This window comes from Pseudomonadaceae bacterium SI-3 (assembly GCA_004010935.1).
Taxonomy (GTDB): domain Bacteria; phylum Pseudomonadota; class Gammaproteobacteria; order Pseudomonadales; family Pseudomonadaceae; genus Stutzerimonas.
This window is the reverse complement of the sequence record CP026511.1, coordinates 3,151,597-3,173,171: the sequence shown is the minus strand read 5'-3', so window position 1 is coordinate 3,173,171 and position 21,575 is coordinate 3,151,597. Positions and strand designations below refer to the sequence as shown.

Annotated in this window: 23 protein-coding genes; 22 read left to right on the top strand and 1 reads right to left on the bottom strand. The window is 59.6% G+C overall.

Features of this window, described 5'->3' with window-relative positions:
* Positions 1–2 precede the first annotated feature (2 nt).
* From C1896_14890 to flhB, 13 genes are all read left to right on the top strand, one after another.
* On the top strand, positions 3–455 hold the full coding sequence (locus C1896_14890) for a flagella biosynthesis chaperone FliJ (GenBank protein ID AZZ46072.1): 453 nt from the start codon (positions 3–5) through the stop codon (positions 453–455).
* Between the two features lie 174 nt (positions 456–629).
* The gene (locus tag C1896_14885) at positions 630–935 is read left to right on the top strand and encodes an anti-sigma factor antagonist (GenBank protein AZZ46071.1); all 306 of its coding nucleotides are present in this window, start codon (positions 630–632) and stop codon (positions 933–935) included.
* Complete coding sequence (locus C1896_14880; protein ID AZZ46070.1) at positions 935–2,641, top strand: fused response regulator/phosphatase; 1,707 nt, start codon at positions 935–937, stop codon at positions 2,639–2,641. The genes C1896_14885 and C1896_14880 overlap by 1 nt, the downstream gene beginning before the upstream one ends.
* Positions 2,634–3,026, top strand: coding sequence for a histidine kinase (locus C1896_14875; GenBank protein ID AZZ46069.1), 393 nt, complete (start codon positions 2,634–2,636; stop codon positions 3,024–3,026). The genes C1896_14880 and C1896_14875 overlap by 8 nt, the downstream gene beginning before the upstream one ends.
* Before the next feature lie 122 nt (positions 3,027–3,148).
* Entirely contained in the window at positions 3,149–4,390 is a 1,242-nt protein-coding gene (locus tag C1896_14870; protein AZZ46068.1) for a flagellar hook-length control protein FliK, read from the top strand.
* 203 nt (positions 4,391–4,593) lie between these two features.
* A complete protein-coding gene (locus C1896_14865) occupies positions 4,594–5,124 on the top strand; it encodes a flagellar basal body-associated protein FliL (GenBank protein ID AZZ46067.1) in 531 nt (176 codons plus the stop codon).
* A gap of 12 nt (positions 5,125–5,136) precedes the next feature.
* On the top strand, positions 5,137–6,108 hold the full coding sequence (locus C1896_14860; protein AZZ46066.1) for a flagellar motor switch protein FliM: 972 nt from the start codon (positions 5,137–5,139) through the stop codon (positions 6,106–6,108).
* 40 nt (positions 6,109–6,148) lie between these two features.
* Positions 6,149–6,619, top strand: a complete 471-nt coding sequence (gene fliN, locus C1896_14855; protein ID AZZ46065.1) for a flagellar motor switch protein FliN — start codon at positions 6,149–6,151, stop codon at positions 6,617–6,619.
* Position 6,620: 1 nt separating this feature from the next.
* Positions 6,621–7,040, top strand: coding sequence for a flagellar biosynthetic protein FliO (fliO, locus tag C1896_14850; protein ID AZZ46064.1), 420 nt, complete (start codon positions 6,621–6,623; stop codon positions 7,038–7,040).
* A complete protein-coding gene (fliP, locus tag C1896_14845; protein AZZ46063.1) occupies positions 7,040–7,816 on the top strand; it encodes a flagellar biosynthetic protein FliP in 777 nt (258 codons plus the stop codon). The genes fliO and fliP overlap by 1 nt, the downstream gene beginning before the upstream one ends.
* Before the next feature lie 19 nt (positions 7,817–7,835).
* Positions 7,836–8,105 (top strand): flagellar biosynthetic protein FliQ, encoded by a 270-nt coding sequence (gene fliQ, locus C1896_14840; protein ID AZZ46062.1) that lies wholly within the window; start codon positions 7,836–7,838, stop codon positions 8,103–8,105.
* Positions 8,106–8,141: 36 nt separating this feature from the next.
* A complete protein-coding gene (locus C1896_14835; protein AZZ46061.1) occupies positions 8,142–8,921 on the top strand; it encodes a flagellar biosynthetic protein FliR in 780 nt (259 codons plus the stop codon).
* 36 nt (positions 8,922–8,957) lie between these two features.
* Positions 8,958–10,094, top strand: a complete 1,137-nt coding sequence (flhB, locus tag C1896_14830; protein ID AZZ46060.1) for a flagellar biosynthesis protein FlhB — start codon at positions 8,958–8,960, stop codon at positions 10,092–10,094.
* A gap of 229 nt (positions 10,095–10,323) precedes the next feature.
* On the opposite strand, the gene C1896_14825 is transcribed toward flhB, so the two are convergent.
* Positions 10,324–10,845, bottom strand: coding sequence for a superoxide dismutase [Cu-Zn] SodC1 (locus C1896_14825; protein AZZ46059.1), 522 nt, complete (start codon positions 10,843–10,845; stop codon positions 10,324–10,326).
* Positions 10,846–11,049: 204 nt separating this feature from the next.
* On the opposite strand from C1896_14825, the gene flhA reads away from it, so the two are divergent.
* From flhA to motC, 9 genes are all read left to right on the top strand, one after another.
* Entirely contained in the window at positions 11,050–13,170 is a 2,121-nt protein-coding gene (flhA, locus tag C1896_14820; GenBank protein AZZ47686.1) for a flagellar biosynthesis protein FlhA, read from the top strand.
* A gap of 16 nt (positions 13,171–13,186) precedes the next feature.
* A complete protein-coding gene (gene flhF, locus C1896_14815) occupies positions 13,187–14,464 on the top strand; it encodes a flagellar biosynthesis protein FlhF (protein AZZ46058.1) in 1,278 nt (425 codons plus the stop codon).
* A 91-nt stretch (positions 14,465–14,555) separates the two neighbouring features.
* Positions 14,556–15,386: a MinD/ParA family protein gene (locus tag C1896_14810; GenBank protein AZZ46057.1), complete on the top strand. Its 831-nt coding sequence runs from the start codon at positions 14,556–14,558 to the stop codon at positions 15,384–15,386.
* 14 nt (positions 15,387–15,400) lie between these two features.
* A complete protein-coding gene (gene fliA, locus C1896_14805) occupies positions 15,401–16,126 on the top strand; it encodes an RNA polymerase sigma factor FliA (protein AZZ46056.1) in 726 nt (241 codons plus the stop codon).
* A 105-nt stretch (positions 16,127–16,231) separates the two neighbouring features.
* Positions 16,232–16,618 carry a chemotaxis protein CheY gene (locus tag C1896_14800; protein AZZ46055.1) on the top strand — a complete coding sequence of 129 codons (387 nt, stop codon included), beginning with the start codon at positions 16,232–16,234 and terminating at the stop codon, positions 16,616–16,618.
* Between the two features lie 23 nt (positions 16,619–16,641).
* Positions 16,642–17,436, top strand: coding sequence for a protein phosphatase CheZ (locus tag C1896_14795; GenBank protein ID AZZ46054.1), 795 nt, complete (start codon positions 16,642–16,644; stop codon positions 17,434–17,436).
* 12 nt (positions 17,437–17,448) lie between these two features.
* A complete protein-coding gene (locus C1896_14790; GenBank protein ID AZZ46053.1) occupies positions 17,449–19,659 on the top strand; it encodes a chemotaxis protein CheA in 2,211 nt (736 codons plus the stop codon).
* 47 nt (positions 19,660–19,706) lie between these two features.
* Positions 19,707–20,807 (top strand): chemotaxis response regulator protein-glutamate methylesterase, encoded by a 1,101-nt coding sequence (locus C1896_14785; protein ID AZZ46052.1) that lies wholly within the window; start codon positions 19,707–19,709, stop codon positions 20,805–20,807.
* The gene (motC, locus tag C1896_14780) at positions 20,807–21,547 is read left to right on the top strand and encodes a flagellar motor protein (GenBank protein ID AZZ46051.1); all 741 of its coding nucleotides are present in this window, start codon (positions 20,807–20,809) and stop codon (positions 21,545–21,547) included. The genes C1896_14785 and motC overlap by 1 nt, the downstream gene beginning before the upstream one ends.
* The last annotated feature ends 28 nt before the right edge of the window (positions 21,548–21,575 follow it).

Genomic DNA, 21,575 nt, shown 5'->3' with positions numbered 1-21,575 from the left:
CCGTGGCAGCCAGCCGTGCGGCGCGTCTGGCGCCGGTGATTGAGATGGCCGAGCGTGCCGAGCGAGAGGCTGCGAAGCTGTTTGGACAAGGCCAGACGCAAGTTGCACAGGCCGAAGCCAAGCTGGGCGAGTTACGGCAGTACTTCGCCGATTACCAGCAGCAGTGGATGGCCCAAGGCAGCCAAGGCGTGTCCGGCCAGTGGCTGATGAACTACCAGCGTTTTCTCTCTCAGCTCGAGTCGGCCATCGGGCAACAGCAGCGCAGCCTGGACTGGCACCGCAACAACCTCGACAAGCTGCGCGAGCAATGGCAACAGCGACGTGCCCGGCTCGACGGCCTGCGCAAACTGGTCGAGCGCTATCTGCAGGAGGCCCGGACCGCAGCGGACAAGCGAGAGCAAAAATTGCTGGACGAATTTTCCCAGCGACTCTCGAGTCGCCCTAAACAGGATTGAGGCTTGCTGCGCTGGGCTTAGGGTGCTAAATCTTCATCAGCTTCTTTACATTAGCGCGGTTGGAATTGAAGCTGCAGGCCCTGGACGTGGCGCCACGCTGCGCGCCGGCACCAACCCAGCAATAACGACAGCCGTGGCGAAAGGCCACGACCTCGTTCGGATCAGGAGTGCTAGATGACCATCAGTTCACAGCTATCGGCAGATGGACAGGAGCTGACCATAACGATTCGAGGGCGCTTCGATTTCAACACGCACCAGGCTTTTCGCGATGCCTATCAATGCGCTGGGAGTTCGCCGCGACGCTATGTGGTCGACCTCAACGGCGCGACCTATCTCGACAGTTCTGCCCTTGGGATGTTGTTACTGTTGCGCGATCATGCGGGCAGCGATAAGGCCGATATTCGCCTGATCAATTGCAACCCTGATGTCCGCAAAGTCCTTTCGGTTTCCAACTTCGAACAACTGTTCGCGATCGCCTGATGCCTCGTCGGCTCTCCATACTCATTGCCGAGGATGGTGCGGCTGATCGCATGCTGTTGGCGGCTATCGTCCGCCGCCAGGGCCATCACGTGGTGACCGCCGCCAATGGCGCCGAAGCGGTGGAGCTGTTCGAGCGCGAGCGCCCACAGCTGGTATTGATGGATGCATTGATGCCGGTGATGGACGGCTTCGAAGCGGCGCAACAGATCAAGCAATTGGCTGGCAATGAGCTGGTGCCAATCATCTTTCTTACTTCGTTGACCGAAAACGAAGCGCTGGTTCGCTGTCTCGAGGCGGGCGGCGATGACTTTATCGCCAAGCCTTACAACCCGATCATTCTGGAGGCGAAGATCCAGGCCATGCATCGCTTGCGCCGACTGCAAGCGACGGTGCTGGAGCAGCGTGATCTGATCGGCCGCCGCAATCAGCAATTGCTCGACGAGCAGCGCGCGGCCAAGGCCATTTTCGATAAGGTCGCTCACGCCGGCTGTCTTAACGCCCCCAACATCCGTTATCGACAATCTCCTCGGGCGCTATTCAATGGCGACCTGCTGCTCGCTGCCCAAGCGCCGGCCGGTAGGATGTTCGTGCTACTTGGCGACTTCACCGGCCATGGTTTGCCGGCCGCGATCGGCGCCATGCCGCTGGCGGAAACTTTTTACGGAATGACCGCCAAGGGCTACTCGAGTAATCAGATCCTTCGCGATATCAACGCCAAGCTAAAGCTGATCCTGCCGGTCGAGATGTTCTGCTGCGCCACTTTTCTCGACATCAACCTCGAGCAAGGAATCTTGCGGGTGTGGAACGGTGGCTTGCCAGACGGTTATCTGATCAACGCCGTGGACGGCGCACGGTTGCCCTTGCGGTCCAGGCATTTGCCGCTAGGGGTACGAGAGGCGACGTCATTCGATGACACCTTCGAGACACTGCCTCTAGCGTTGGGCGATCGCCTGCTGTTGCTGTCGGACGGGTTGTTGGAGAGCTGCAACGCCGATGATCAGCTGTTCGGCGAGCAACGGCTGCTAGCCGTGTTGAAGTCCAACTCCGACCCCGCGACGCTGTTCGACGACATTCAGGAGGCGCTGCATGCCTTCCATGGTCAAATACTTGACGACCTGAGCTTGGTTGAAGTGAGCATGATCGCTGAGCCGGGCGCGGTTGCGCCTCATCCGCTTCATGTCTACCCACTCGGAAGCCGAGAGCTACGGCCGAGAGACTGGTCGACTTGCTTCGAACTACGACCCGGCAGCCTGCGCTCGGCTGACCCTTTGCCGATGGCGATGCAGCTTTTGCTGCAGATTTCGCCCCTGCGGTACCGTGTCGGCACCATTTTTACGGTGTTGACTGAGCTTTATGCCAACGCGGTGGAGCATGGGGTGTTGTTGCTCGATTCGTCCATCAAAGCTGACGCGGAAGGCTTTGCCAGCTATTACCAGGAACGCCAGCGGCGGCTGGACGCGCTTAGCGAAGGCTTCGTGTCTATCGAGTTTACCGTCAAGTCTGAAGGGGCCAAGGGCTACCTGCGCATCGCTGTTCGCGATAGCGGACCGGGCTTCGACGTGCAGCGTGCATTGAACCAGCAATATTGCAGCGAATACCTGGGAGGGCGAGGGCTACGCATGATTCGCCAGTTAAGCGAGCGATTTTATTGGCAGCCCGATGGGAAGGTGCTCAACGTGGAGTTTCACTGGTCCGGTCATGCATAATCCGCCGTTTACCGCCAGGAGCATCTCCGTGGCCGAGCATATCGACACCAGCGTGCTGGTAACCCTTCAGGAAGTGATGGAGGCGGAGTACCCGGTGCTGCTGGACACCTTTCTCGTCGATTCCGAAGAGCGACTGCGGCTGTTGCAGGCGGCCTGTCGGAGCGGCGAAGCAGAGAGCTTGCGTCAGGCTGCGCACAGTTTCAAAGGTAGCTGCAGCAACATGGGCGCCGCGCTGCTGGCAGAACTTTGTCGTGAAATGGAGGAATCTGCCAGGCGCGACCAACTGGATGAGGCGCCGGTCCTGATTGAGCGCATCGAGCGCGAATTTGCCATTGTGCGCATTCTCTATCGCGCCGAACGCCAGCGTTGGGGAGGACCTGGCTAACAGGAACCTTTTTGCCGCAGTCCCGCAGGGGGCGCGACGCTGCCGCTGAACCTTCATTCGCTACCGAGTGGCCCGGAGTTTGCTTGAGCATGAGTACGTCTCCATCCTCAGCGGAAAGATCCATGGCCGTTTCCCCCGATCTGTTGCTCAATATCAAGGCCCCGACCGCCGCCGCCAAGGCAGCGAACGCATCCCCCAAGCCTGCCCAACAATCCAGTCGTGACGAGGCCTCCAGCTTCGCTAACGTCTACGCGAAAGAGCGCCAGGGTAAGCCTGCCGAGGCGCAAAACGCGGCGGCGAAGCCGGCCCGGGACAAGTCGACTAGCGAGGAGCCGAGTCAGGAAACCGACAAGGCAAGCGGCACCGAAAAGCCGGCAACGGCCGAAACCGGCAATGACTTGCCTGCCAGCCTCGAGACGGTCGATGACAGCGTGCCGAACCCCGAGGCCGAGCTTGATCCGCTGTTGCTGTTCGGCATGGGCGGGCAGGGCGCTGTCAGCGAGGCGGCGCCCGTCGACGAACTGCCGCTGCCAGACAGCGAGTTACTGGTTGGCCTGGCACTGCCGGTTGTGGCTGCCGAGAGTCTCGAGGCAGAAGGCGAGACGGTACTGGCAGGGCAACGTACGCTGGAGCTTCAGTCGGCGACCCAGAAAAGCCCTGTCATGACTTCCGTCTTGGTTGAGGAAGGCGCGAGCGATGCGCAAGAAACCCTCCCCGCGGCTCTGCTTGAAGGCGAGGCCCTGGTCGACGAGAGCGAAGATCGCTCGCTGGAGGAAGGTTTCGGTGAACTGCTCGAGAAGTTGGACGCGTCGAAGGATAGTCGCCCAAGCGCCAGCGGAGAGGTGGCACTCAACCGGCTCAACCCATTGACTCAGGCGCTTGCTCAGCAGAATCAGACCCAGCAGCTGCAGCGGCCTACGATGGTGCCGGGACAACCTGTGCAGATGCAGCAGACCGGCTGGAGCGAAGCCGTGGTCGATCGAGTGATGTGGTTGTCCAGCCAGAACCTAAAGTCGGCCGAAATTCAGCTTGATCCGGCCGAGCTGGGCCGCATGGAGGTTCGTATCGACATGACCAAGGATCAAACCCAGGTGACCTTCCTCAGCCCCCATGCAGCCGTACGCGATGCGCTGGAAGGGCAGATGCAGCGGCTGCGCGATATGTTCACTCAGCAGGGGATGACGATGGACGTGAACGTTTCTGACCAGTCGCGAGGTTGGCGTGGTGACGGCGGCGGCGAGTCGCGTGATCGTGGCGCCGCCGGTGTATCGACTGCAGGGGATGATGAGGTCGTTCAGGGCAGCATGGAGATCAGCTCCGCGCGTACCGGTGGTGATCGCGGCTTGGTGGATTACTACGCGTGACCGTAACGTGCTGACAGGAACCGGGCTTTGCGCCCGGTTTTTTTTGCTCAGGGCAACCTGAGTCTCCGACTATTCGTCTACAAAAGACGGACGCGCCATGGCAATCGTTTACGCTGCCTGTTCGCTAGCCGATACTTTGGCACAGCAGTTGCTCGCTTCCTTAATGAGGCGAGTGAAAACACTTGTAATGACGGATATTTGGCATGGCAAAGAAACAAGGACCTCCGGACGTTCCGAGTCCTGCGGCTGCGACCGAAGAAAAGGGCAAACTCAAGCTGATCATTCTGATTGTCTTAGGATTGCTATTGGCCGTCGGGGTGTCAGTGGGCGCTACCTTGTACTTCATGTCTCAAGGCGAGGCAGATAAGCCGGCGGACGATGCTGCCAGCGAGGATGCTGCGCCCCAGCGCCAAGCGGCAATCTACGAAGTGCTGGCGCCGGCTTTCATTGTCAACTTCACCAATGCCGGTGGGCGCCAGCGCTACATGCAAGTCAGCGTTGCGCTGATGTCGCGTGATCAGGCAGCGCTCGACGGATTAAAGGAACACATGCCGTTGTTACGCAATCAACTGGTCATGTTGTTCTCCAGTCAGGACTTTGCCAGCCTGGCGACGCCTGTCGGCCAGGAGATGCTGCGGCAGCAGGCGACCGCCAGCGTGCAGGAGCTGGCGCAGAAGGAAATCGGCAAGCTCGCGATCGAGCAAGTCCTGTTCACCAACTTCGTATTGCAATAGGGGTCGTTTCAGATGGCTGTTCAAGACCTGCTCTCGCAAGACGAGATCGATGCGCTCCTGCACGGAGTCGATGACGGTCTGGTCGATACCGAAAGCGATTCCGAACCGGGCAGCATCAAGAGCTACGACCTGACCAGCCAGGACCGGATCGTCCGTGGGCGCATGCCTACCCTGGAAATGATCAACGAACGTTTTGCCCGCTACACACGCATCAGCATGTTCAACCTGCTGCGCCGTTCGGCAGACGTATCAGTAGGCGGTGTACAGGTGATGAAGTTTGGCGAGTACATTCACTCGCTGTATGTGCCGACCAGCCTCAATCTGGTGAAGATCAAGCCGCTGCGCGGAACGTCACTGTTCATCCTCGACGCCAAGCTGGTGTTCAAGCTGGTGGATAACTTCTTTGGCGGTGACGGGCGCCATGCAAAGATCGAGGGCCGTGAATTCACGCCCACCGAGCTGCGTGTGGTGCGCATGGTTCTGGACCAGGCATTCGTCGATCTGAAGGAAGCCTGGCACGCGGTACTCGACGTCAATTTCGAATACGTGCATTCGGAAGTGAACCCGGCGTTGGCCAACATCGTCAGCCCCAGCGAAGTGGTGGTCGTGTCGACGTTCCATATCGAGCTCGAGAGTGGCGGTGGCGATCTTCACATCACCATGCCGTATTCGATGATCGAGCCGATCCGCGAAATGCTCGATGCCGGTTTCCAGTCCGATGTAAGCGATCAGGACGAGCGCTGGGTAAACGCGCTGCGCGAGGACGTCCTCGATGTAAGCGTGCCGCTCAGTGCGACGGTGGTGCGGCGTCAGCTCAAGCTGCGCGAGATTCTCAATATGCAGCCGGGCGATGTGATCCCGGTGGAAATGCCGGAAGACATGATCATGCGCGCCAATGGCATGCCGGCTTTCAAGGTCAAGCTGGGTGCGCACAAGGGCAACCTGGCACTGCAAGTGCTCGAATCCGTATTGCGACCACGTTGATTCAGTCTTTATTCAATTACCCGCCGGTCGAGGATTAGCGATGGCAGACGAACACGAAAACACTTCCCCCGAGGAGCAGGCGCTGGCCGACGAGTGGGCTTCGGCACTGGCCGAGGCCGGTGACGCCAATCAGGATGATATCGATGCCATGCTGAGCCAGGGCCCGGCGGCAGCGCCGGCACCGCCTCGTGCGCCGCTGGAGGAGTTTGGTAGCAGCCCCAAGTCGGCTGCTGTGCCCGCAGGTCTCGAAGGGCCGAACCTGGACGTTATTCTGGATATCCCGGTGTCGATCTCGATGGAGGTCGGCAGTACCGAAATCAGCATTCGCAACCTGTTGCAGCTCAACCAGGGTTCGGTGGTCGAGCTCGACCGCCTGGCTGGCGAGCCGCTGGATGTGCTGGTCAACGGCACGCTGATTGCGCACGGCGAAGTGGTGGTGGTGAACGAAAAGTTTGGCATTCGTCTGACTGACGTGATCAGTCCGAGCGAACGCATCAAGAAGTTGCGCTGACATGCGGTTCCTGGCGCTCCCCTCGCTGTTACTGGCTTTGCCAGCGGTGGCCGCTGAGCCCGCAGCAAGCATGAGCAGCACTGGCATGGGCACACAAATGACCAAGTTGCTGCTTGGGCTGCTGCTGGTGATCGGCCTGATCTTTCTGCTTGCCTGGTTACTGCGCCGGATGCAGCAACTGAACCCGCGCAGCAACCAGGCGATCAAGCTGATTTCCAGCCACGCGCTGGGCCCTCGCGAGCGGCTAGTGCTGGTTCAGGTCGGCAGTGAACAAGTGCTGCTCGGCCTGAGCGCCGGTCGGATCACCCCACTGCATGTGCTTGAGGAACCGGTACACCTGCCGGATGCCGAGCCCGCCAACCCGGAGTTTGCCCAGCGCCTGATGGAGCTGCTCGGGCGGGACCATAAGGACAAGCCCTGATGCTTCGATTGTTGTTGGCGGCCCTGTTGATTCTGGCCGCCCCGTTCGCCGTGGGCCAGGATGCGGGTGGTTTGATCGCGCAGGGCGACAATCCTCTGTCGATACCGGCCATTACCCTAAGCACGGATGCCCAAGGACAGCAGGAATATTCGGTCAGCCTGCAGATTCTGCTGATCATGACAGCGCTGAGTTTCATCCCTGCGTTCGTCATGCTGATGACCAGTTTCACCCGCATCATCATTGTCTTTTCGATCTTGCGTCAGGCGCTGGGCCTGCAGCAGACGCCATCGAACCAGATCCTGGTGGGCCTCACCATTTTTCTGACGTTGTTCATCATGGCGCCGGTGTTCGAGCGCATTAACAACGAGGCGGTGCAGCCCTATCTAAATCAGCAGCTGTCGGCGCCAGAGGCGATTTCACGGGCCGAGGTGCCGTTGAAGAACTTCATGCTCGCGCAGACCCGCGAGAGCGATCTGGAGCTGTTCGTGCGGCTGTCGCGCCGGACCGATATCCAAACCCCGGACGCGGCGCCGCTGACCATCCTGGTTCCAGCATTCGTGACCTCCGAACTGAAAACCGCGTTCCAGATCGGCTTCATGATCTTCATCCCGTTCCTGATCATCGACATGGTGGTCGCCAGCGTGCTGATGGCGATGGGCATGATGATGCTCTCGCCGCTGATCATCTCGCTGCCGTTCAAGATCATGCTGTTCGTGCTGGTCGATGGCTGGGGTTTGATCATCGGTACGCTGGCCAGCAGTTTCGGCACACTCTAGGGTCTATACGGAGACACGCATGACACCCGAAGTCGCGGTTGACTTGTTTCGTGAGGCCCTCTGGATGACCGCCATGATCGTTGGCGTGCTGGTCGTGCCCAGTCTGCTGGTCGGCCTCGTGGTGGCGATGTTTCAGGCGGCCACCCAGATCAACGAACAAACCCTGAGTTTTCTGCCGCGCCTGTTGGTCATGCTGTTGACGCTGATCTGGGCCGGGCCTTGGCTGGTTCGAGAGCTGATGGAGTACACCCAGGGTCTGGTCCAGAACATTCCGCTGATCATCGGTTGACCCTGATGATCGATACTTCGCGCAAGGTGCGCGCCCGTGCTTGAACTCAGCGACGCGCAGATCGGCGCCTGGGTCGGGCAGTTTGTGCTGCCGTTGTTTCGCATTGCGGCACTGCTGATGAGCATGCCGATCATCGGTACCCAGCTGGTGCCGATGCGGGTTCGGCTCTATCTGGCGGTCGCGATTGCGGTCGTCCTCGTGCCTGGGCTGCCCGCAGTGCCGATGGTGGACGCGTTGAGCGGGCAGGCGCTGGTGTTGATTGCGGAGCAGATCCTGATTGGGGTGATGCTGGGCTTCGTGCTTCAGCTGTTCTTTCAGGTGTTCATCGTGTCCGGACAACTGCTCGCCATGCAGATGGGCTTGGGCTTCGCGTCAATGATCGATCCGGCTAATGGTGTTTCGGTGCCGGTGATCGGCCAGTTCTTCAATATGCTGGTGATTCTGCTGTTCTTCGCGATGAATGGGCACTTGGTGGTGCTGGAAATCCTCACCGAAAGCTTCGTTACTCTGCCGATCGGTGGCTGGCTGGTTGGCACCAACCATTTCTGGGAAGTGGCCGGCAAGCTTGGCTGGGTGCTCGGCGCCGGCCTGTTGTTGGTACTGCCAGCAATCACGGCACTGCTTGTGGTCAACCTGGCGTTCGGCCTGATGACCCGCGCTGCGCCGCAGCTGAACATTTTTTCGATCGGTTTTCCGCTGACGCTGGTGCTCGGCTTGATCATCGTCTGGATCGGCATGGCCGACATTCTTGCCCAATATCAGACCTTCGTCAGCGAAGCGCTGGCGATGCTGCGCGAACTGATCGGTCTACGCTGATGCTGATTCGTTCCTTAATGCTGCCGGAGGCCGTGCATGGCTGAGAGCGAAAGCGGTGCTGATAAAAGCGAGGAACCCACGGAGAAACGCATCCGTGAGTCCCGTGAAAAAGGCCAGCTGGCCCGCTCTCGTGAATTGAACACCGTAGCGGTGACGTTGGGTGGCATTGGCGGTTTATTGGCGTCTGGTGGCAGCCTGGCCGGCAGCCTGATGGCCATCATGCAGGGCAGCTTCGAACTCAGCCGCGAAACCCTGCTGGACGAAGGCTCCATGGTGAGGCTGTTGATGGGCAGCGGCATGATTGCGCTGGAAGCCATCATGCCGCTGCTGATCGTGCTGCTGCTCGTCTCGATCATTGGCCCGATTTCGCTGGGTGGCTGGCTTTTCTCAGCCAAGGCGATGGCGCCCAAGTTCAGCCGTATGAACCCCGGGCCGGGCCTCAAACGGATGTTCTCGACCAAAGCGCTGGTCGAGCTGCTAAAGGCGCTAGGTAAATTTGTCGTGGTGCTGATGGTGGCGCTTGCCGTACTCAGTGCCTATCAGGACGATCTGCTGTCGATCGCCAAACAGCCATTGGATCTGGCCATCATGCACAGTGTCGAGGTGGTGGGATGGTGTGCACTGTGGATGGCCTGCGGGCTGATTCTGATTGCCGCGGTGGATGTCCCTTTCCAGCTTTGGGACAACAAGCAGAAGCTGATGATGACCAAGCAGGAAGTGCGCGACGAGTACAAAGACAGCGAGGGTAAGCCCGAGGTCAAATCTCGAATTCGGCAGCTGCAACGTGATGCCGCCCAACGCAGGATGATGCAGGCCGTCCCTGACGCCGATGTGGTCATCACCAACCCGACCCACTTTGCCGTAGCGCTGAAATACGACGGCAGCAAAGGCGGGGCGCCGATGCTGGTGGCCAAGGGTGGGGACTTCGTCGCTTTGAAGATCCGCGAAATTGCCAACGAGCATAAGGTGACGGTGCTCGAATCCCCTGCTCTGGCCCGAGCGGTGTACTACTCAACCGAACTCGATCGGGAAATTCCAGCGGGGCTGTACCTCGCTGTGGCCCAGGTACTGGCGTACGTGTATCAGCTACGCCAGTACCGCTCCGGCAAGGGCAAGCGGCCAGATCCGTTGAGCAGCTTGCCGATTCCGCCAGACTTGCGCCGCGATGAATGATCGAGTGAAAACATGCTCGGCGTGAAGCGCGAACCTGGCGCCTTGCAGAGTGAATAAAAGCAGGGGTGAGTTCGCCAGAGGCAGATTGATTGGCCCGCCAGGCCAGGTTCTTTCTTCCTCTTTGGCCGAAGCCCACCCTGTATCCGCATTCGCGAAAACGCACCCACGGACAGGGCCCGGTAGGGTGGGCTTCAGCCCACCTGCTTTATGGCTTAAGGCGCCAGTGGCGTTACTCGATCACGCCGCAGGCCACCCGAGCGCCTCCACCGCCGAGCGGTTTGGGTTCATCAGAATAATTGTCGCCGCCTTCATGAACCATCAGCGCATGCCCTTTGAGATCGCCAAGGCTTTTCAGGCGGGGCGCCAGGACTGGCTGGTTGGCCTTGCCTCCGGCGTCAACTATCAGGACCGGCAGATCACCCATATGGCCTTCGCCCCAAGGTTCGCCGTGCTTGCCAGCATTCTTCGGATCCCAGTGGCCGCCGGCTGCAACGGCTGCGGCCTGCTTGCCGTCTTTCTCCGCGGGCTGGCAGCTGCCATTGGCGTGGACGTGGAAGCCATGCGCACCCGCGTTCAGGCCTGACAGATTCGGACGAAATACAAGACCCTGATCGGTGGTTTCGATCTTCACGGTGCCGACAGAGCTGGCAACGCCTTGATCGTTGACCTTGTTCATTTCGACTGAAAGGGTTTCGGCCTGTACGCCAACCGCGGCGCAGCTAGCCATTGCGGCGATTAACCACTGTTTCATAGCACGCTCCTGTTTGACTGAAGGAGGGCGGCGTCACGCCACCCGTCGACTGTCTGACTGCCTCAGCCCAGGCGCGTTCGATTGGCCCGTTATGGCCTGGTGGGGCCGTATCGATGCGGGATCAAAAATTGGACTCCTTCTTGCTATAGCTCGAACAGGATGCGTTTTCGCGTCAATTCTTTGTTCTTGTCTGACGGGGTCTACGTGGATCGCACGCAACTCATCAATTTCGGCAATGGCCTAGCGGGCGCAGGGCGGGGCAACCTGGGTGTGCCGCTGCTGTTGCTGGTGATGATGGGCATGATGATGTTGTCGGTGCCGCCGTTCCTTCTGGATCTGCTGTTCACCTTCAACATCGCCTTGTCGATCGTCGTGCTGCTGGTCAGCGTCTATGCATTGCGGCCGTTGGATTTCGCCGTGTTCCCGACGATTCTGCTGGTCGCCACGCTGATGCGTCTCGCGCTCAACGTGGCGTCGACGCGAGTGGTGCTGATCAACGGCCATGAGGGCGGATCGGCGGCGGGCCATGTGATCGAGGCCTTCGGTAACGTAGTAATCGGCGGCAACTACGTCGTCGGTATCGTCGTCTTCGCGATCCTGATGATCATCAACTTCGTCGTGGTCACCAAGGGTGCCGGGCGAATCTCCGAAGTTAGCGCGCGCTTCACCCTTGATGCCATGCCAGGCAAGCAAATGGCCATCGACGCCGACCTCAACGCCGGTTTGATTGATCAAACCGAAGCGAAGTTGCGCCGGGTCGAAGTCGCCTCCGAGGCGGATTTCTACGGCTCGATGGACGGTGCGAGCAAGTTTGTGCGTGGTGATGCCATCGCCGGACTGCTGATCCTGTTCATCAACCTGATCGGCGGTGTCGGCATTGGCATGGTGCAGCACGGCATGAGTTTCAGCGACGCAGGCCAGGTATATGCGCTTCTGACCATTGGCGACGGCCTTGTGGCGCAAATACCGTCGCTGTTGCTGTCGACCGCTGCAGCCATCATGGTGACCCGTGTCACCAGCTCCGAAGACATGGGGCAGCAGATCAACCGGCAGATGTTCGCATCGCCGAAAGCACTGGCTGTTTCGGCAGGCATCATGATCGCCATGGGTTTGGTGCCTGGCATGCCGCACATGTCCTTTCTTGGTCTCGGTGGAGCTGCAGCCGGCGCCGCTTACTGGATATGGCACCGCCAGAGGCAGGTCAAACAACTGGCCGAACAGGACGTACAGAAGCAGCAGGAAATGCTCCCTGCCCAGCGCACCGCCGAGACTAAAGAGTTGGGCTGGGATGATGTGACAGCGGTGGACATGGTTGGTCTGGAGGTCGGTTATCGGCTCATTCCGCTGGTCGACCGCAACCAGGGTGGACAGCTGCTGGCTCGAATCAAGGGTGTGCGCAAGAAGCTGTCCCAAGACCTCGGATTTTTAATGCCGTCGGTGCATATTCGCGACAATCTTGACTTGCTGCCCAACGCCTATCGCTTGACGCTGATGGGTGTAAGCCTGGCGGAAGCAGAGGTGTACCCGGATCGTGAGTTGGCGATCAATCCGGGTCAGGTGTTCGGCCCGCTCAACGGCATCGCCGCCAAGGATCCGGCCTTCGGCCTGGAAGCGGTGTGGATCGAGGCCAGCCAGCGCGATCAGGCGCAATCGCTCGGCTACACGGTGGTGGACGCCAGCACCGTGGTGGCGACCCACCTCAATCAGATACTGCACAAACATGCCCATGAACTGCTCGGCCACGAGGAAGTCCAGCAACTGCTGCAGTTGCTGGCCAAGAGCTCACCCAAGCTTGCCGAGGAGCTGGTGCCTGGGATGATCTCGCTGTCTACGTTGCTCAAAGTGCTGCAGGCGCTGCTGCAGGAGCAGGTGCCGGTGCGTGACATCCGAACCATCGCTGAGGCCATCGCCAACGTTGCCGCCAAGAGTCAAGATCCCGCCGCGATGGTGGCTGCGGTACGTGTCGCGCTGTCTCGTGCAATCGTGCAAAACGTTGTCGGGCTTGAGCCGCAGCTGCCTGTCATCACGCTTGAGCCCAGGTTGGAACAGATATTGCTCAATAGCCTTCAGAAGGCAGGACAAGGTTCGGAAGATGGCATCCTCCTCGAGCCGGGAATGGCCGAAAAGTTGCAACGTTCTCTGGTAGAAGCGGCACAGCGTCAAGAAATGTTAGGTAAGCCGGCGATTTTGCTGGTGGCAGGTCCGGTCCGCGCGATGCTGTCGCGATTCGCCCGGCTCGCTGTACCGAACATTCATGTCCTGGCCTATCAAGAAATACCGGATAACAAGCAGGTCACCATCGTTTCGACGGTGGGTCAGAATTAACTGAGGGCTACAGGCCATGCAGGTCAAACGTTTCTTCGCAGCCGACATGCGTATCGCCATGAAGATGATTCGTGACGAGCTGGGCGCCGATGCCGTGATCACGGGAAACCGTCGGGTCGCTGGTGGCGTCGAGTTGACCGCAGTGCTTGATTATCCGATGGAGTCGGCGGCGGCGAAGCAGCCGAACCCGGCCCTGGAAGCCGAGCTGCGCAAGACTCAGGCTCGTCTTGCCAGCGCGCATGCCGAAATGAGCGCGCCATCGCGTGGTTCGGTCGGCCAGGATCGTCAGCTGCTTGACGAAAAGCCGGCTGCGGCTGCCCAAGCAGCTCCGGTTGCCGCAACTTCGTCGTTCGAGTCGCGTGCGGTCGAGGCGATGCAGTCAGAGCTACAGGGGCTGCGCGAACTGATCGAAGTGCAGCTCGGTTCGATTGCCTGGGGACAGGAGCAGAGCCGCCGTCCACAACAGGCTGGCCTCTGGCGCCGCCTGCAGCGCATCGGTCTGCCTGCCGAACTGTCGCGCGCCTTGCTGGAAAAGGTTTCGACCGTATCGGAGCCACGTCAGGCCTGGCGGATGTTGTTGGCGTACCTGGCGCAATCGATCAAGGTCAGCAAGGTTGAGCCGCTGGAAGAGGGCGGCGTCATTGCCCTGGTCGGGCCGGCCGGTGCCGGCAAGACCACTACACTGGCCAAGCTCGCCGCGCGCTACGTGCTCAAGCACGGTCCGCAAAGCATCGCTTTGGCGAGCATGGATAACTACCGCATCGGAGCTCAGGAACAGCTGAAAACCCTAGGACGGATTCTCGACGTTCCGGTCATTCAGCTGGACCCCAGCCAGCCCTTGAGCAAAACCTTGGCGCCGCTGGCCCGTAAGCGCCTGATTCTTGTCGACACCGCCGGCCTGCCAGCGGGTGACTCGATGATGAAGGTGCAACTCGAGGCCCTGGCGGACCGCGGCATCAAAGCGAAGAATTATCTGGTCCTGCCTGCAACCAGCCAGAGTCAGGTGCTTAAGGCGACCTGGCACAACTACCGTCGTTGCGGGCTGGCAGGCTGCATTCTGACTAAACTGGATGAAGCCGGGAGCCTGGGTGACGTACTTGGTCTTATCATCAGTCAGCACCTGCCCATCGCTTACCTCGCTGATGGGCCGCGCATTCCTGATGACCTGCATCTGCCACGCAGTCACCAGTTGGTCAGCCGCGCGGTGAGCCTGCAATCGGAAGAGGCTCCTAGCGAGGAAACCATGGCTGACATGTTCTCCGATCTGTACAACGGTTCTAGGAAGGTCGGATGAACGCAATGCTCCGAGAGACACACAAAGAAGACGCGTTCCCGCTGAACGCATCGATGGCCCAAGGGCTCCAGCAAGAGATAGGCGTGTGAAAATGGGTATGCATCCCGTACAGGTTATTGCAGTGACCGGCGGCAAGGGTGGCGTCGGCAAGACCAACGTGTCGGTCAATCTGGCCTTGGCGCTGGCCGATCTCGGGCGTCGAGTGGTATTGCTCGACGCCGACCTTGGTCTGGCTAACGTCGACGTGTTGCTCGGCCTGACGACAAAACGCACCCTGGCTGATGTCATTTCCGGTGAATGTGACCTGCGCGATGTGCTGATTCAGGGGCCGGGCGGCATACGTGTTGTTCCGGCCGCTTCCGGCACTCAGAGCATGGTGCAGCTGTCGACGCTTCAACACTCCGGTTTGATCCAGGCTTTCAGCGACATCGGCGATGATATCGATGTGCTGATCATCGACACTGCCGCTGGCATTGGTGATGGTGTGGTGAGCTTTGTTCGCGCCGCGCAGGAAGTGTTGCTGGTGGTCACCGACGAGCCCACGTCAATCACCGATGCCTATGCGCTGATCAAACTGCTCAATCGTGACTACGGCATCAGCCGCTTCCGGGTCTTGGCCAACATGGCCCATGCGCCGCAGGAAGGGCGCAACCTGTTTGCCAAGCTGACCAAGGTGACTGAGCGCTTCTTGGACGTGGCGCTGCAGTACGTCGGCGCCATCCCGTATGACGAAGCTGTGCGCAAGGCCGTGCAGAAGCAGCGTGCCGTTTATGAGGCCTACCCGCGTGCAAAGTGCTCGCTGGCGTTCAGGGCTATCGCGCAGAAGGTGGACACTTGGCCGTTGCCGGCAACGCCACGCGGTCATCTGGAGTTCTTTGTGGAGCGCCTGGTTAGGCCCGCCGCAGAGCCTAACGAACAATAGCGGCTGGATTCGGTATGTATTACAGCAAAGCTCAGGCTAAAGACTCGCAATATCAACTCATTGATCAGTATGCACCGCTGGTCAAGCGCATTGCCTATCACCTCCTGGCGCGTTTGCCGGCAAGCGTGCAGGTCGACGACCTGATGCAGGCCGGCATGATCGGCTTGCTGGAGGCGTCAAAAAAATATGACGCCGGAAAAGGGGCGAGTTTCGAGACCTACGCCGGTATCCGCATCCGAGGCGCCATGCTCGACGAGGTGCGCAAAGGTGACTGGGCGCCGCGTTCGGTACACAGAAACTCGCGCATGGTCAGTGAGGCGATTCGGGCAATTGAGGCTAGAACAGGACGCGACGCTAAAGATCAGGACGTTGCGGCCGAACTTAAATTGAGTCTCGATGAGTACTACGGCATTCTGGGCGACACCCTGGGCAGCCGCCTGTTCAGCTTCGATGATCTGCTTCAGGAAGGCGAGCACGGGGAGTTCGAGGAGGATGCAGCCAGCACCCATCCGGAACCGTCCCGCGATCTTGAAGACGAGCGTTTCCAACAGGCGTTGGCCGAGGCCATCAGTAACCTGCCCGAACGTGAAAAGTTGGTGCTTTCGCTGTATTACGACGAAGAGTTGAACTTGAAGGAAATCGGTCAGGTACTGGGCGTCAGTGAATCACGGGTGAGCCAGTTGCACAGTCAGTGCGCGGCCCGTCTGCGGGCTCGTCTTGGCGAGTGGCGCGCGCGTTAACGACCGGTTTGCGACAAAAGCATTAGAGACCGCTTACGAGCTTCATTCATGAGGCTCGCAAACAGACCGTGAGCAGGTCTCGATTCGGGATTTACGGAGGTGTACTTGGACAAGAACATGAAAATCCTCATCGTCGACGATTTTTCGACCATGAGACGGATCATCAAGAACCTCTTGCGCGATCTGGGTTTTACCAACACTGCCGAGGCAGATGACGGCACCACTGCGCTGCCGATGCTCAAGAGCGGAAGTTTCGATTTCCTCGTCACCGACTGGAACATGCCCGGCATGAGCGGCATCGACCTGCTGCGCGCAGTGCGTGCCGACGAACGTCTCAAGCATCTGCCGGTATTGATGGTTACCGCTGAAGCCAAGCGCGACCAGATCATCGAAGCCGCGCAGGCTGGCGTTAACGGATACGTGGTCAAGCCATTCACGGCTCAAGTGCTCAAAGAGAAGATCGAAAAGATCTTCGAGCGCGTCAACGGCTGAAGCAGTAACGCCGCGAGGGCACTATGACGCAAGCAGACCAAACCCTGGCAGAGTTCGAAGCAACTCTGAAGGCTCACGCACCCCAATTGATTGAAAGTCTGCAACAGGGTCGTTTCGACGAAGCGACGCAGATGTTCAATGAGCTCAATCAGGCGCGCAATCACGGGATCTACCTGGAAGTTGGCAAGCTCACCCGCGAGCTGCACAACGCCATCGTAAAACTCGAGATGGACACCTGTGCCACCGGGGGGGATCCGTCACCGATCACCGATGCGACTGATCGGCTGTCGTACGTGGTGGAGATGACCGAGAAAGCGGCCAACCGCACCATGGACCTGGTTGAAGAATCGGCGCCCCTGGTCAATTACGTGAGTTACGAGGCGCAGAGCCTCACTGCTGATTGGCAGCGTTTCATGCGGCGCGATATGAACGCTGAACAGTTCCGTGAGCTGGTCAAGCGCATCGACCAGTTTCTCCAGCGCAGCATGAACGATGGCAGTCAGCTGTCGCAGAACCTTAGCGAAATCATGCTGGCTCAGGATTTCCAAGACCTTACCGGTCAGGTGATCAAAAGAGTGACCCGGCTCATTACCGAACTCGAAAGTAACCTGCTTAATCTGGTGCTGATGGCCGGCCAGGTTGACCGCGTGGCGGGCATCCAGCACGACCGCGACGCGATGCGCGCCGAGCAGGAAATGAAAAAACAAGAAAAACAGCCTTCCAATGGTGAAGGTCCGCAGATGCATGCCGATATACGTGAAGATGTCGTATCCGGGCAGGACGACGTTGATGATCTGCTTTCGAGCCTGGGCTTTTAGGGGAAGTTAAATATGAGCTTCGACGCCGATGAAGAAATCCTCCAGGATTTCCTGGTAGAGGCCGGCGAGATTCTCGAACTATTGTCAGAGCAGCTGGTGGAGCTGGAAAGCAGCCCCGATGACACAGCCTTGCTCAATGCGATTTTTCGCGGTTTCCATACGGTAAAAGGCGGTGCCGGGTTTCTCCAGCTGCATGAGTTGGTGGAGTGCTGCCACATCGCTGAAAACGTCTTCGACATCCTGCGCAAGGGTGAGCGTCGCGTCGACTCGGAATTGATGGATGTCGTGCTGCAGGCCTTGGACTCCGTCAATGAAATGTTTAGCCAGGTGCGCGAGCGTACCGAAGTAACCCCGGCGACGCCCGAGCTGCTGGCAGCGCTGGCCCGTTTGGCCGAGCCGGCCGGAGCGCAGGAGCCCATAGTCGAAGCGTCTGTCGAAACTGAGGCTGAGTCTGAGCCCGCTACGACCGTCGACACCGAGTTCGAGCAGTTTCTTGGCGCGCTAGACGAATCTGCCGAGGCGCCGTCTTCAAACGCCCCAGATGAAATTACCGACGAGGAGTTCGAATCGCTGCTCGATCAGCTCCATGGAAAGGGTCATTTCGCGACGGAGCAGCAATCGGCTCCGGTCGCTCCTGCTGCTCCGGTGGCGGGACGGTCTGCCAGCGACGAGATTACCGACGACGAATTCGAGGCATTGCTCGATCAACTGCATGGCAAAGGGCAGTTCGCCGAACCGGTTTCCGCTGCGCCTGCTGCCCCCGCCGGGTCCGTTGACAAGCCTGCCGCGGCGGGTGGCGATGACATCAGCGATGACGAATTCGAAGCGCTGCTGGACCAGCTGCATGGTAAGGGCAAGTTTGAACCCGATGCGGCCGCGCCAGTCGCGGCTGAAGCTGTTCCTGCCACCAAGCCCGCACCGGCTGCCGCGCCTGCCGAGAAAAAGGCTGCGCCAACGAAACCGGCAGCAAATGCCGTAGCGAGCAAGGCTGCTGCCCCGGCGAAAGCGGAGCTTGCGTCCAAGCCTGCTGCAGCTCCGGAGAAGCCCGCGAGCGAGGCTGAGACCACCGTTCGAGTCGACACTGCGCGGCTCGATGAAATCATGAACATGGTGGGTGAACTGGTACTGGTGCGTAACCGCTTGGTGCGCCTGGGGTCCAACAGCGCCGATGAAGCCATGGCCAAGGCCGTGTCGAACCTCGATGTAGTGACAGCCGACCTGCAGAGCGCCGTGATGAAGACGCGCATGCAACCGATCAAGAAGGTGTTCGGTCGCTTCCCCCGTCTTGTTCGTGATCTGGCTCGTAGCCTCAAGAAAGAAATCAATCTGGAACTGGTCGGCGAAGAAACCGACCTGGACAAGAATCTCGTCGAAGCCTTGGCTGATCCGCTGGTGCACTTGGTGCGCAACGCGGTGGATCACGGCATCGAGACACCGGAAGAGCGCGAAGCTGCCGGCAAGCCACGCACCGGCAAGGTCGTGCTCTCCGCCGAACAGGAAGGCGACCACATCCTGTTGCTGATCACCGATGACGGCAAAGGCATGGATGCAGATGTTCTGCGCGCCAAGGCAGTAGAGAAGGGCTTGCTCGATAAGGACGCCGCCGATCGCCTGAGCGATTTGGAATCCTACAATCTGATCTTTGCGCCGGGCTTCTCGACCAAGACGGAGATCTCCGACGTGTCCGGCCGCGGCGTTGGCATGGACGTGGTCAAGACCAAGATTTCGCAGCTCAACGGCACGGTCAACGTCTTCTCCAACAAAGGCCAGGGCTCACGCGTTGTAATCAAAGTGCCCCTGACGCTGGCGATCATGCCAACCCTGATGGTGATGCTGGGCAACCAGGCATTCGCTTTCCCGCTGGTCAGTGTTAACGAGATCTTCCACCTCGACCTGTCCCGTACCAACGTGGTTGATGGTCAGGAAGTGGTGATCGTTCGCGACAAGGCGCTGCCATTGTTCTATCTCAAGCGCTGGCTGGTGCGCGGTGCCGAGCTCGAAGAGCAACGTGAAGGGCACGTGGTGATCCTCAACGTCGGCAACCAGAGTATCGGCTTCGTCGTCGATCAGCTGGTGGGGCAGGAAGAGGTAGTGATCAAGCCGTTGGGCAAGATGCTGCAGGGCACTCCGGGAATGTCCGGTGCGACTATCACTGGCGACGGTCGTATCGCCTTGATCCTGGATGTCCCGAGCATGCTTAAGCGTTACGCACGCCGGATCTGATCAGTAGGCAGCGGTTTTTCACGGACCGCTGCCGCTAGGAGTTGTTTATGGCAGTCAAGGTCCTGGTGGTGGACGATTCCGGCTTTTTCCGCCGCCGTGTATCGGAGATCCTTTCTTCAGATTCGAATATCCAGGTGATCGGAACCGCGACCAACGGGCGCGAGGCAATCGACCAGGCGCTGGCGTTGAAACCGGACGTCATCACGATGGACTACGAGATGCCGATGATGGACGGCATTACCGCGGTCCGGCAAATCATGCAGCGCTGTCCAACACCCGTACTGATGTTCTCATCGCTAACCCACGAAGGCGCACGGGTCACACTCGACGCGCTGGATGCGGGAGCCGTCGACTTTCTGCCGAAGAACTTCGAGGACATCTCGCGAAATCCGGACAAGGTCAAGCAACTGCTTTGCGAAAAGGTTCACTCCATTTCGCGCAGCAATCGCCGCTTCAGCAGTACCAGTGTCGCTCCGGCTGCTACGGTGCCGGGCCCCCGGTCAGCTAGCGTCGTGTCGGGCACGGCTCCTGTTGCCCGGCATACGACGCCCGCCCATACGGCGCCGGCTTCGGCGCCTCGTCGGAAATCGTACCGGCTGGTCGCCATTGGCACTTCAACTGGTGGGCCGGTGGCGCTTCAGCGCGTGCTAACGCAGCTGCCCGGCAATTTTCCGGCGCCTATCGTGCTGATCCAGCACATGCCGGCCGCGTTTACCAAAGCCTTCGCCGAACGTCTGGACAAGCTCTGCAAGATCCGCGTCAAGGAGGCCGAAGACGGCGATCTATTACGTCCAGGCTTGGCACTGCTGGCGCCGGGCGGCAAACAAATGATGGTCGACGGGCGAGGTACGGTGCGTATCCTGCCGGGCGACGAACGCCTCAACTACAGGCCCTGCGTCGACGTCACCTTTGGATCAGCCGCCAAGGCGTACGGAGACAAGGTACTGGCGGTCGTGCTGACCGGTATGGGGGCTGATGGTCGTGAAGGCGCGCGGATGCTTAAGCAGAGCGGCAGCCAGGTCTGGGCGCAGGATGAGGCCAGTTGTGTGATTTATGGGATGCCGATGGCAGTGGTTAAGGCCAACCTCAGCGATGCCGTCTACGGGCTCGATGATATCGGTCGCCACTTGAGCGAGGCGTGCATCTGATGGATGTACTCAGCCTGATCGGGCTGGTCCTTGCGTTTGTTGCCATTGTCGGGGGTAACTTCCTCGAAGGCGGGCATGTGTCGGCGCTGCTCAATGGCCCGGCCGCACTGATCGTGCTTGGCGGTACGCTCGGTGCGGTGCTGCTGCAAACGCCAATGGCGGTATTCATGCGAGCGATGTCGGTGATGGGGTGGATTTTGTTTCCCCCGCGTATCGACATGGTCCGTGGTATCAGCTTGGTCACGAGCTGGAGCGCCACGGCGCGAAAGGAGGGTTTGCTGGGGCTTGAGCCGATCGCCGAAACCGAGCCTGATCCCTACGCACGCAAAGGCTTGCAGCTGCTGGTCGATGGTGCTGAGCCGGAAGTGATTCGCAGCATTCTCGAGGTTGACCTGTACACGCAGGAAACCCGCGATCTGAGGGCGGCTAAAGTATTCGAGAGCATGGGTGGCTATTCGCCCACGGTAGGCATCATCGGCGCGGTGATGGGGCTGATACATGTCATGGGCAATCTCGCCGATCCCAGTCAGCTGGGCAGTGGTATTGCGGTTGCATTCGTTGCCACGATTTACGGTGTGGCCTTTGCCAACCTGCTGGTTTTGCCGATGGGCAACAAGCTCAAAAGCGTGGTGCAGAAGCAGACCGCTTATCGCGAAATGTTGCTCGAAGGCGTTCTGTCGATTGCCGAAGGAGAAAACCCTCGTTCAATCGAAATGAAGCTCCAGGGTTTCATCGATTAACTGACGGAATGCCAACGGCACCCTTGCC

Bases quoted from the DNA above. Each gene is read 5' to 3' on its own strand.
- fliN (AZZ46065.1), top strand. From the start codon at position 6,149: ATGGCAGACGAACACGAAAACACTTCCCCCGAGGAGCAGGCGCTGGCC.
- C1896_14795 (AZZ46054.1), top strand. From the start codon at position 16,642: ATGACGCAAGCAGACCAAACCCTGGCAGAGTTCGAAGCAACTCTGAAG.
- fliQ (AZZ46062.1), top strand. From the start codon at position 7,836: ATGACACCCGAAGTCGCGGTTGACTTGTTTCGTGAGGCCCTCTGGATG.
- C1896_14825 (AZZ46059.1), bottom strand. From the start codon at position 10,845: ATGAAACAGTGGTTAATCGCCGCAATGGCTAGCTGCGCCGCGGTTGGC.
- flhB (AZZ46060.1), top strand. From the start codon at position 8,958: ATGGCTGAGAGCGAAAGCGGTGCTGATAAAAGCGAGGAACCCACGGAG.
- flhF (AZZ46058.1), top strand. From the start codon at position 13,187: ATGCAGGTCAAACGTTTCTTCGCAGCCGACATGCGTATCGCCATGAAG.
- C1896_14790 (AZZ46053.1), top strand. From the start codon at position 17,449: ATGAGCTTCGACGCCGATGAAGAAATCCTCCAGGATTTCCTGGTAGAG.
- C1896_14785 (AZZ46052.1), top strand. From the start codon at position 19,707: ATGGCAGTCAAGGTCCTGGTGGTGGACGATTCCGGCTTTTTCCGCCGC.
- C1896_14860 (AZZ46066.1), top strand. From the start codon at position 5,137: ATGGCTGTTCAAGACCTGCTCTCGCAAGACGAGATCGATGCGCTCCTG.
- fliA (AZZ46056.1), top strand. From the start codon at position 15,401: ATGTATTACAGCAAAGCTCAGGCTAAAGACTCGCAATATCAACTCATT.
- C1896_14880 (AZZ46070.1), top strand. From the start codon at position 935: ATGCCTCGTCGGCTCTCCATACTCATTGCCGAGGATGGTGCGGCTGAT.
- motC (AZZ46051.1), top strand. From the start codon at position 20,807: ATGGATGTACTCAGCCTGATCGGGCTGGTCCTTGCGTTTGTTGCCATT.
- C1896_14885 (AZZ46071.1), top strand. From the start codon at position 630: ATGACCATCAGTTCACAGCTATCGGCAGATGGACAGGAGCTGACCATA.
- C1896_14865 (AZZ46067.1), top strand. From the start codon at position 4,594: ATGGCAAAGAAACAAGGACCTCCGGACGTTCCGAGTCCTGCGGCTGCG.
- fliP (AZZ46063.1), top strand. From the start codon at position 7,040: ATGCTTCGATTGTTGTTGGCGGCCCTGTTGATTCTGGCCGCCCCGTTC.
- C1896_14875 (AZZ46069.1), top strand. From the start codon at position 2,634: ATGCATAATCCGCCGTTTACCGCCAGGAGCATCTCCGTGGCCGAGCAT.
- C1896_14870 (AZZ46068.1), top strand. From the start codon at position 3,149: ATGGCCGTTTCCCCCGATCTGTTGCTCAATATCAAGGCCCCGACCGCC.
- fliO (AZZ46064.1), top strand. From the start codon at position 6,621: ATGCGGTTCCTGGCGCTCCCCTCGCTGTTACTGGCTTTGCCAGCGGTG.
- C1896_14810 (AZZ46057.1), top strand. From the start codon at position 14,556: ATGGGTATGCATCCCGTACAGGTTATTGCAGTGACCGGCGGCAAGGGT.